Origin of the sequence: Shewanella hafniensis, from assembly GCF_019655335.1 — a bacterium.
Taxonomy (GTDB): domain Bacteria; phylum Pseudomonadota; class Gammaproteobacteria; order Enterobacterales; family Shewanellaceae; genus Shewanella; species Shewanella hafniensis.
On sequence record NZ_BPFD01000255.1, the window covers coordinates 1 to 432 of the forward strand.

A 432-nucleotide genomic window follows, 5' to 3' on the forward strand; every position below is an offset into this window, starting at 1 on the left:
GATGCGGGTATTTCGTCGTTACGTGGCGTGCAAGCATCGCACGTCGTCGAGCTCGAGACAGCGCTCGCGAACGCTGCACCATCGGCTGCCGAGAGCAGTGATCCCATTGCGACATACCATCCCATGGCGCCTGAAGAGCTTGCGCTGCAAGTGCCTTCGATCGACTCGCCTACATACTGGGCAACCCTCAGTCCCGTGCACCCAAGCCGAGTCATCCTTGCGAGTCCCTCGTATATGCGCGCTGTTGATGCGCTCCTGTCTTCGACGTCGGAGCATGTGCGGCTCGCATATGCAGCTTGGACACTCGTGCGCACAATGGGCCTGTCCCTTGGTCCGCACGTCCCGCTCCGTCAGCCAGCCGAGCGACTGTATCACATGGTGCACGGCGTTGCATCGAAGGTGCGTGAAAAGCGCGAACCTCTGTGTGCAGCC

The 432-nt window shown here is 61.1% G+C and carries 1 protein-coding gene; it reads left to right on the plus strand.

All coding sequences use genetic code 11. From position 1 onward, the window contains the following. Window positions 1–27: 27 nt before the first annotated feature. The coding region (locus K5Q99_RS23220; RefSeq protein WP_505973636.1) for a M13 family metallopeptidase N-terminal domain-containing protein at window positions 28–432 on the plus strand (405 nt) is incomplete at its 3' end.